Below are 8386 nucleotides of genomic sequence, written 5' to 3' on the forward strand. Positions count from 1 at the left end.
CGCGAGCAGCGTCCTTCTCGGCGCGACGTTGGGTAGCTTCCAGGCGGGTGGCCGCCATGCGGCGCTGTTTGCGTGCCTTCCGACGCTCTTTCCTTGGAGCAACGAGCACCGAGGTGTGCAGACGTTCGCTCTCCCGGGGGCTCATCGGCCAAGCCCCCGCTCCGCAGGCCACACCGCCGACGGTCGGGCGGGCGCGAACCAATCTGTCTCCGGCTCACGAACGGCCCCGCGAGGCCGAAACCAGGTCGCCGTCGTACCGGTGTGTGGTTGCGAGGTGCCGATGCTGCCGATGGGGTCCGGTGCCACCGCGGTGCTCTCCTCCTCGACGGTCTCGCTTGTGTAGCGGCGCAGCAGCGACACGTGCCCGAGCTGATGGTTGTACAGGAGCAGGTAGTCACCCTCGGTCGCTTCGCGGTCCAGGACGCTGGCTGGCGGAGTGTCGTAGACGTCCCCGTTGAGCAGGGCGGCGTCGGTCGTCTCTTCCCCGTAGTCGAAGCCCTTCAGATGCTCGATCGCGGCCTCGGGCCCGTCGCGGTCGACGAGGTCGAGGATCTCGTCGGCCTCATCGCCCTGGAGGAACACGACACTGATCCACCGTCGCTCGATCTGATCCTGCCCCGCGACGGTGTGGGCGGGGCGCCAGGCGATGCATCCGGAATGGGTCATAGCGGCATCGAGGCGTTCCTCGACGCTGTCGAGCATGGTGCCTGCCTGATGGAGGTCATCGGCGGCGGCAAGTACTTCGGAGGCACCGATCGTCTGATCGCCAGAGTCGTCGTGCGCGTCGCGGCGATGAGTCAGGTGGGCGGTAGCGAGCTGGTCGAGTGACTGCCGCAACGACCGCACCCCGGCCAACAGTTCGCCCAGGATCGGGTACGTGTCGGCGGGGTGCTCCATGGCACGGCTGGCGTGTGCGAGGCCGCGCAGCGCTTCGGATGCCTCAGCGGCATCGCGGCGAGGATCGGTATAGGTCGGCATGGGGCCTCCTCAGACGTGGTGTGTCTAGGAGGTGCGCGATCGCGTCCCGGCAGCGTTGTCCCGGCCGTAGTGTCAGTGCTTGGCCGTACCGTTGTGGCTATGGCCTATGTTGCGAATGTTCTGCGCGTGATGATCGCGTCTCCCTCCGACATTACCGACGCTCGGGACGCGGTCGAGGCTGCGATCTACGGGTGGAACGACGCGAACGCCCGCAACAAGCAAGTCATCCTGCAGCCCTGGCGGTGGGAGACGTCATCGGTGCCTCAGCTGGGTGACCATCCGCAGTCGCTCATCAACGCTCAGGGAGTGGACGACTCCGATGTCGTCTTCGCGCTGTTCGGCAGTCGGCTCGGCTCTCCCACGCCGGGCGCGGTGTCCGGGACGGTCGAGGAGATCGAGCGCGCCGTCGAGCAGGGCAAGCCCGTTCACCTCTACTTCTCGACGGCACCGCTGCCCAACGATGTCGACACGAAGCAGTTGGAGGGGCTGCGGGCGTTCAAGCAGCAGATTCAGGACCGAGGTCTGCTCGGCGAGTTCAGCAACGTGTCCCAGCTCGAACATGAGGTCTGGAAGGCCATCGAGTTCGACATCGCGAACCTCGACTTGGGCGTACCGGTGTTGAACCGGCCCGCCAGCGGAGTCCAGTACCAGGTACAGCCGCAGCAAGAGCGCGAGATCCGGGACTATGACAAGAAGGGCAAGCCTCGCTACAAGACCCGCCACTGGATCGACGTGACGAACACCGGCGACCAGGACGCACATGAAGTCACCTTCGACGCCGTCGGCGAGAACCCCAGCATGTTCGTCCTCAGCGATGCCACGCCCACGACCATCCACGCCGGTCAGACCCGCCGCGTCAACGTCGAACACATGATGGGTGGCGGTGATCCAGACATCCTGCGCATCCGCTGGACCGAGAACGGAGAGGCCAGGGAACGCGAGTTCCATGTCGGCTGACCAGTCAGAGGCGTCGGCACAGTGGAAGGGCAGCGGCGGTGAACGCGGCGGCTTGCTGGCCGACGAGCAGGCGCGTTTCGCAGGAGGCTTGGATTGCCGCCTGCTCGATCGCTGAGACAGCCGCGTCGAGTTCCTCCACGGTGGGCGCGGAGATCGCGATGAGGCCGGTGTAACGCAGGATGCCGTGGCCGGCGGTGAGGTCGGCTTCTTGCTGGAGTACGTCATGGAACTCGGCAGTCTGGGAGGCGTCCTCGATTTGCCCGATTTTGGCGCGCTGCGCCTGGTCGGAAATGTGCTCGACCTTCTTCTTGCGGATGTCGCGGGCGGCCTGGTCCGAGCGCATCGGCGTGCACAGCAGCGAGAAGCTGCGCTGGATGCCGGTGGAGAGCAGCACTGGTGAGAGGAATCCGGGGTAGACCATCGAGCGGGGCCACTCGCTGATCCACAGCACCGCGTGATGCGCAGAGTCGGTTCGAAGCCTGCCCCAGGACTCGTTGACGGCGACCGGCCCGGCAGCGGCAAGATCCTGGCCGAGTTCGCCGTGGCGTTCCAGGGTCGCGGCGATCGCCGGGTCGTAGGCGGAACGCAGAATGACCGCGATCTGTCCCGGCGTGAGCCACCCCGAGGGGGGCAGGTCGGCAGAGCGCAGCGCGGCAGTGAGAGTGGCCATCTCCTGCCGGAGAACGGCGGCGGCGCCGCGGATGCCACCGCCTGCGGTGCGGATCTGCCGCGCCGCCGCCTTCATATCGAGAGACAGGGAGAGCGTGGTGGCGTGGCGTTCCCCAGCAGGCCCGGCCCGGTCGATCAGCTCCGCATACGTGCTCGCCGCCCAGGAATCGTCGTCGGTGCCGTGGCTGGCCCACCATTCCGCGAGTCCGGTGCCGGAATCGGGCAGGGTCCGCTCCAAGATCTGGAGGGTGGCGATGCGCCCGGAGCGGCACACGGTCGCCAGCACCCGACCCCAGGAGGTGACGCGGCGTTCCTGCTCTCCAGGGTCCAAGAGGACGAAAGCGGGGTGGGTGACCCCGCAGACCACGGTGAGCGTCCCTGAGTGGGGATCGTGGATCATCCCTGCCCCAGTCTCGGGGTCAGAATATTCGCGCAGTCAGGCCATGTCACCAGGCAGCGCGAGGGTGCCCTCCGGGCGGGGCGTGACGATGCGGCGGCGGTAGAGAAGCTGCCCGCCGGTGCTGCGCCAGAGCCACCAGAAGACGACCGGCACCCACTCCACCGCTGCCCGGCCCGCGATCGGCACCCAGGTCAGCGCCCCAGCGCTCACCCAGATCGGTGCGGTGTAGGCCAGCAGGACGCCACCACCGGCGTACAGGGCACCGACCACTGTCAGGACGCCGACGGCGAGCGTGACAAGTTGGGAGAGGGAGAGCCCGAGGAGGACGCCGCGCCGTGAAAGGCGGGAGAACTTCACCGGTACGAGCTCTCCAGCAGACAATCTCGTGGACTCACTCATCCCGGGTCATTCCTTCCCGTTCTTCGTCGGCGGGGTCTGCTGCGGTGGCGTGCGAGGCTGCGGTGTCGACGCAGGCGGCGGCGACTGCGGGGACTGGATATCCCCGGCCGGAGGGCGCGGAGCGCCCGGTGCAGGCGGACTTGCCGGCGCCGGCGGAGGTGTGGAGCCGGTCTGTCCCGCGGCGTCTGCAGCGTTCTCGCCCTGCCCAGCAATCGCCTGGCCCGCTTTCGGCCCGGCGGTCGCGGAATCCTTAGCGCCCTTCGCCGCGATGACCGCGCCTGCGGCCGGACCTGCCGCCGCACCCGCTCCTGCCGCTCCGGCACCACCACTGGCGCCAGCACCCGCACTGGTTCCCGTCCCGGCGCCGGCCGTGCCGCTGGCCGCGCCGCCGCCGGAGCTGGCCGAGAGGCCCGAGGAAGCCGGGCTCGGCTTCGATGCCGGCGGTGTCGGCCCGCCACCGCCGCTTCCGCCGCTGTCACCACCCGCGGGCGTCTTGGGGTCGTTGCCGTCGAGGACCTTCTTCGGCTCCTGTCCGTTCTGCGGCTTACTGGGAGTCGGGACGGGCCGGTTGAGCGCCTGCTTGGCGTCCTGCTCCGAGCCGATGGCGTGGTACATGTCGAAGCCGACGAACGCGATGAACTTGTACGTCAGATACGGCGCGAAAGCCGCCATGAGCATCAACACGACCCCTGCGATCGGATCACTGACCGAGGCGAGATCCCCATCGATGGGTGCGGAGACCTGGGTGATCGCGACGAGAAACATCACCACCAGAACGAGCTTGGAGACGATCAGGGCGATGACGAACATCGCCCACTTGCTGACCCACCCCCGGGCCGCATCCCACGACGCCCCGGAGAACGCCAGCGGGGCGAGCACGATCGCGACCAGCAACAGGGCCTTGCGCACGAGCAGAGACAGCCACACAATCGCGGCCGCGGAGATCGCGAGCCCGGCGAGGAAGATCGTGATGATCGCTCCGCCCCCAGGTGCGGCGATGGAGATGCCGGTCAGCCCGGCGGCGAGCAGGGCGATCTTGTCGCCCATCGATTCAGTGGTCTCACCGGCGGCCTGGATGATCCCGACGCAGAGCTGATCGACGATCTCCAGCAGCAGCGCAGTCAGGGTGATGACCACGAACGAGCCCAGCACGCTCTTGGCCAGACCGCGCGCCGCACGGGACAAGGCAGTGGGGTCGCGTCGGATGAGGCCGGTGATGAGTTGGAGACAGAAGAACAGGAGCATCACGAACACGGCGATGCCGAAGAGGATGTTGTAGACCGCGACATACTCGTCACTGGTGACATCGACGAGGGTGGTGGTGTCGAACACTGTCCAGACGGCCTCGAACAGCCAGCCAGCAGCCTGGCCCATCGCGGAGGCCAGCCAATCGAACGGCGCGGAGACCAGACTCGCGGCGGCTTCGCCTGCGGTGTCGCAGACGGTGGAGATGACGGGAACATCGCAGACACCCATCACGAACCTCCATGGGAGTTGGTGGATGGGCGGGTCAGACCTGCTGGCCGACGTTCCAGAAGAAGTTGATCAAGGTGACGGCGGCTCCGCAGAGGATCGTGGCGCAGCAGGAGACCAGGACGCCGACCTTCCCACGAGAGGCCAGGTGCGGGTTGGAGCTGTTGGCACCGAATCCCCACACCACAGCGGAAACGATGAGCGCGAGTACGGAGAGGATGAGCCCGACGGTCATCACGGCCCCGACGATGGTGCGAAGCTGCGCGATGCCAGGCAGCCCGCTGTCATTGGGCTCGATGTTGATCTCCATCGGCACGAGCCCAGGACCGGCGGCGAGAATGGTGGTGGCGAGGTCGAACACGGTGATTGCTCCTGACGACGAGCGCCGCTCACAGCGGGCGGCATGGCGAATGGTGGTTCGCCTCTCAGGTGCACACCCCCACCCAGGCCACGCTCGGACACGCGGAACAGCGGCGCAGCTCGGCCGTAGGGTGAGGAGGTATGGAACGGGTACTGGCAGCCAGTGCAGTCATCACCGACTCGCACGGGCGAGTGCTGCTGGCCTTGCGCGGGACTGAGCCGGAGAAAGGGCGCTGGTCGGTGCCCGGCGGGTCGGTCGAGCCCGGCGAGACGCTCGCCGAGGCGGCAGCGCGGGAGGCGTTCGAGGAGACCGGTCTGCTGGTCGATATCGGCCGGGAGCTCTGGATGGTGGAGATCCCGACCGGGGACGGTCGGGTGTTCGAGGTGCACGACTTCGCCGCCACCCCGACCGGCGGCACGCTCCATGCGGGCGACGACGCTGTCGATGTGCGCTGGTTCACCCCGGAGCAACTGGATCAGGTGCCATTGACCCACGACCTGGTCAGCTATCTCGCCCGCGCCGGCATCATCCCTATACCACACCGGCAGAGCAGCGGTGACTACTAGAGCTGCTCGCCGAGGTGCATGAGCCAGTTCATCCAAGCCACACCGCCACCGGCGAGGACCGCCGCACCAAGCGCGACAAGCACACCGGCACGGGCCTTGGAGGCAGCGGCAAGGTTCCCGTTCGCCGAGGCGATCGCCCAGATGATCGCGGAGACGATCAGCATGAGCACCGCCACGATCAGCACGATCGTCAGCAGTGCGCCGACGATCTCGCGGAGGTCTCCGATGCCGCCGAGTCCGTCGAAGTCGGGGAACACGTTCATGTCGGTCAGCTCGCCACCGGTAGAGGCAAACGATCGACGCTCGCGAAAGGCCGCGCGTGGGCTGATGTCTGCATGTGGGATAGGTGCGCTCAGGTGCCCGGCCTTCGGGCGACCTGTCACTGACGTTGGGAAGAATGCGGCTGGTCGTCGCTATGGGATCCTGATCCTCGGCTCTGACCTGTTCGTGGTCGGTGTGGCCTGAGACACTGACGGTATGAGATCTGCGCGGAACCGACCGGACGGGATAATCGGCCTGGACGATGCGGGCGATGTTTATGACGTGGTCGTAGGCGGGTCGGGTGCAGCGGGCCTGGTTGCCGCGCTGACTGCGGCCGCCGTCGGCAGCCGGGTGCTGGTGGTAGAGAGTGCGTCGCTGTTCGGCGGGGCGTCTGCGGTCTCCGGGGGACAAGTCTGGGTGCCCGGCCATCACCACCGAGGCGTCGTTGCGGCCGCTAGTCGTGAGCGCATACGGTCATACTGCCTGGACCATTCGCGTGGACGATCCGAGGCAATGATCGGTGCTTTCCTCGACGCGGCGCCGGCGATGGCTCAGTTTGTGGAGCAACACACCACGATCAGATTCACCCCGATGAACTGTCCGGACAGTCTCACTCCACTGGCTCAGACCGAAGGCTGGAACCTGGAGCCTGCTCCGCTTGAGACCTGGCCGTTCGACGATTGGCATGAGTGGGTGTGGTCCCCGCCCTACCCGGCGGTTTTGACTAATGACGAGGTAGCGGAGTCGCGGATGATCTTTGGCGGCGCGCCGCCGGTGGAGCTGTTCGAGGAGCGGATGAAAGCCGGTGAGGTCACTCTCGGTGTGGGGCTGGTCATCGGGCTGCTGCGCGGATGCCTCGATGCCGGAGTCGAGTTGCTTGGCTCGACCAAGCTCAGTTCCCTCCGCGTCGAGGGTGGGCGGGTGAGCGGAGTGCTGCTCACGAACGACGAAGTCGGCGAGAAGGAGGTTCGCGTTGGGGGAGGGGTGGTGTTGGCCACTGGGGGTTTCGAGCACGACCAGGGCCTGGTGAACCGACTGCTTGCGATCCCTACGACTGTGCCGGCCAGTCCTCCCGTGGCGACCGGTGACGGACTACGATTGGCCGCCCAGGCGGGCGCCGCCTTGGCGCATCTTTCGGAGGCTTGGTATTGGCCCGTCCTTCCGACCCAGGTCCCGTGGGGCGAAACGTCCACTGCGCGTGCGGAGATCATGCTAGCCGAGCGGATGCTGCCGCACGCGATTTGGGTCAACGCTTCTGGTCGGCGGTTCGTCAACGAAGCCAGTCACAACTGCGCCTGGGCCTTCGCCGACCTCAATACCGCGACGGGGACCCCGGCGAACTTGCCGGCATTCGTAGTCGGCGATGCTCAGTACCGCGCCCGCTATCCCCTGGCTGGTGCTGGTCCCGACCAGCCCTGGCCCGACGGTGTCACGGTCGCCGACACACTCGCGGACCTCGCCGACCAGGTTGGCCTCGATCCTGATGGCCTGACCGCAACGGTCGAGGAGTTCAACCGCGACGCCACCGTAGGGCGTGACCGCCAGTATCGGCGTGGTGAGACTGCCTACGAGCGTGCCCTGGGCGATCCAGACGCTTTGCATCCAAATCTCGGCGCAATCGCCGAGCCGCCGTTCTTTGCCCTGCCCCTGACGCCCGGCGCGGTAGGTACGAAGGGAGGGGCCGTCACCGACGAACAGGCTCGTGTACTGGACTGGGCAGGCCAGCCGATTCCAGGATTGTTCGCGGCGGGAAACGCTGCTGCCGCCCCGGTCGGCCCGGCCATCCTGTCATCGGGCATGACTCTGGGTCTGGCGATGACCTTCGGTTGGCTTGCCGGAAACCACAGCAGTAGGAGAAGTGAACGATGAGCACCGAGGACGATGTCCGCCGACTTGCCATGGCCCTGCCTGAGGTGACCGAGCGCACCTCGTACGGCACTCCTGCGTTCTACGTCGCAGGCAGAATATTCGCTCGTCTTCATGAAGACCCCGGTGTGCTGGTCTGCTGGCGCGAGAACCTCGGCGAACGCGAAGTTCTTCTGGCAGCCGATCCGGAGAAGTTCTTTACCACCGACCACTACACAGGACACGCCAGCGTCCTGGTCCGCCTCGACCAGGTCGCTGTCGACGAACTCTCCGAACTCCTCACCGAGGCCTGGCATGCCCGCGCGCCTAAACGGCTCCAAAGGGCGAGTTGTTTCGTGCCGGGTGTGATGGAGGCTCTCAAACCTGGGAAGGATGAGAGACATGCCAGCACCGAGGAAGTACCCCGATGAGCTGCGCGAACGCGCCACCCGCATGGTCGTGGAGGCCCGCCGGAAC

General features: G+C 66.9%; 8 protein-coding genes and 1 pseudogene. 4 read left to right on the forward strand and 5 right to left on the reverse strand.

Annotated elements, in window-relative coordinates; all coding sequences use genetic code 11:
- Positions 1-141: 141 nt before the first annotated feature.
- Positions 142-978, reverse strand: coding sequence for a hypothetical protein (locus ACYVHU_RS25805; protein ID WP_498949732.1), 837 nt, complete (start codon positions 976-978; stop codon positions 142-144).
- A 99-nt stretch (positions 979-1077) separates the two neighbouring features.
- Between ACYVHU_RS25805 and ACYVHU_RS25810 the strand changes: the two genes are divergently transcribed.
- Positions 1078-1935 (forward strand): DUF4062 domain-containing protein, encoded by an 858-nt coding sequence (locus tag ACYVHU_RS25810; RefSeq protein ID WP_498949734.1) that lies wholly within the window; start codon positions 1078-1080, stop codon positions 1933-1935.
- A 4-nt stretch (positions 1936-1939) separates the two neighbouring features.
- Here the strand turns inward: ACYVHU_RS25810 and ACYVHU_RS25815 are convergent.
- The 3 genes and pseudogenes from ACYVHU_RS25815 to ACYVHU_RS25825 form a co-directional block, all read right to left on the reverse strand.
- A pseudogene (locus tag ACYVHU_RS25815) lies at positions 1940-3403 on the reverse strand (SCO6880 family protein).
- A 6-nt stretch (positions 3404-3409) separates the two neighbouring features.
- Positions 3410-4879 (reverse strand): hypothetical protein, encoded by a 1470-nt coding sequence (locus tag ACYVHU_RS25820; protein WP_498949735.1) that lies wholly within the window; start codon positions 4877-4879, stop codon positions 3410-3412.
- A 34-nt stretch (positions 4880-4913) separates the two neighbouring features.
- Entirely contained in the window at positions 4914-5237 is a 324-nt protein-coding gene (locus tag ACYVHU_RS25825) for a DUF6112 family protein (protein ID WP_498949736.1), read from the reverse strand.
- A 140-nt stretch (positions 5238-5377) separates the two neighbouring features.
- On the opposite strand from ACYVHU_RS25825, the gene ACYVHU_RS25830 reads away from it, so the two are divergent.
- A complete protein-coding gene (locus tag ACYVHU_RS25830; protein WP_498949738.1) occupies positions 5378-5803 on the forward strand; it encodes an NUDIX hydrolase in 426 nt (141 codons plus the stop codon).
- Here ACYVHU_RS25830 and ACYVHU_RS25835 read toward each other — a convergent pair.
- Positions 5800-6066 carry a DUF6112 family protein gene (locus ACYVHU_RS25835; protein WP_498949739.1) on the reverse strand — a complete coding sequence of 89 codons (267 nt, stop codon included), beginning with the start codon at positions 6064-6066 and terminating at the stop codon, positions 5800-5802. The two genes, ACYVHU_RS25830 and ACYVHU_RS25835, sit on opposite strands and share 4 nt — an antisense overlap.
- 214 nt (positions 6067-6280) lie before the next feature.
- Here ACYVHU_RS25835 and ACYVHU_RS25840 point away from each other — a divergent pair, with 214 nt between their 5' ends.
- Both ACYVHU_RS25840 and ACYVHU_RS25845 read left to right on the forward strand, forming a co-directional pair.
- Entirely contained in the window at positions 6281-7933 is a 1653-nt protein-coding gene (locus ACYVHU_RS25840) for an FAD-dependent oxidoreductase (RefSeq protein ID WP_498949740.1), read from the forward strand.
- Positions 7930-8340 (forward strand): MmcQ/YjbR family DNA-binding protein, encoded by a 411-nt coding sequence (locus ACYVHU_RS25845; RefSeq protein ID WP_498949741.1) that lies wholly within the window; start codon positions 7930-7932, stop codon positions 8338-8340. Before ACYVHU_RS25840 ends, ACYVHU_RS25845 begins: the two co-directional genes overlap by 4 nt.
- The last annotated feature ends 46 nt before the right edge of the window (positions 8341-8386 follow it).

The sequence above is a fragment of the Marinactinospora endophytica genome, from assembly GCF_054780875.1.

Bases quoted from the DNA above. Each gene is read 5' to 3' on its own strand.
- ACYVHU_RS25845 (WP_498949741.1), top strand. From the start codon at position 7,930: ATGAGCACCGAGGACGATGTCCGCCGACTTGCCATGGCCCTGCCTGAG.
- ACYVHU_RS25840 (WP_498949740.1), top strand. From the start codon at position 6,281: ATGAGATCTGCGCGGAACCGACCGGACGGGATAATCGGCCTGGACGAT.
- ACYVHU_RS25820 (WP_498949735.1), bottom strand. From the start codon at position 4,879: ATGGGTGTCTGCGATGTTCCCGTCATCTCCACCGTCTGCGACACCGCA.
- ACYVHU_RS25830 (WP_498949738.1), top strand. From the start codon at position 5,378: ATGGAACGGGTACTGGCAGCCAGTGCAGTCATCACCGACTCGCACGGG.
- ACYVHU_RS25835 (WP_498949739.1), bottom strand. From the start codon at position 6,066: ATGAACGTGTTCCCCGACTTCGACGGACTCGGCGGCATCGGAGACCTC.
- ACYVHU_RS25805 (WP_498949732.1), bottom strand. From the start codon at position 978: ATGCCGACCTATACCGATCCTCGCCGCGATGCCGCTGAGGCATCCGAA.
- ACYVHU_RS25810 (WP_498949734.1), top strand. From the start codon at position 1,078: ATGGCCTATGTTGCGAATGTTCTGCGCGTGATGATCGCGTCTCCCTCC.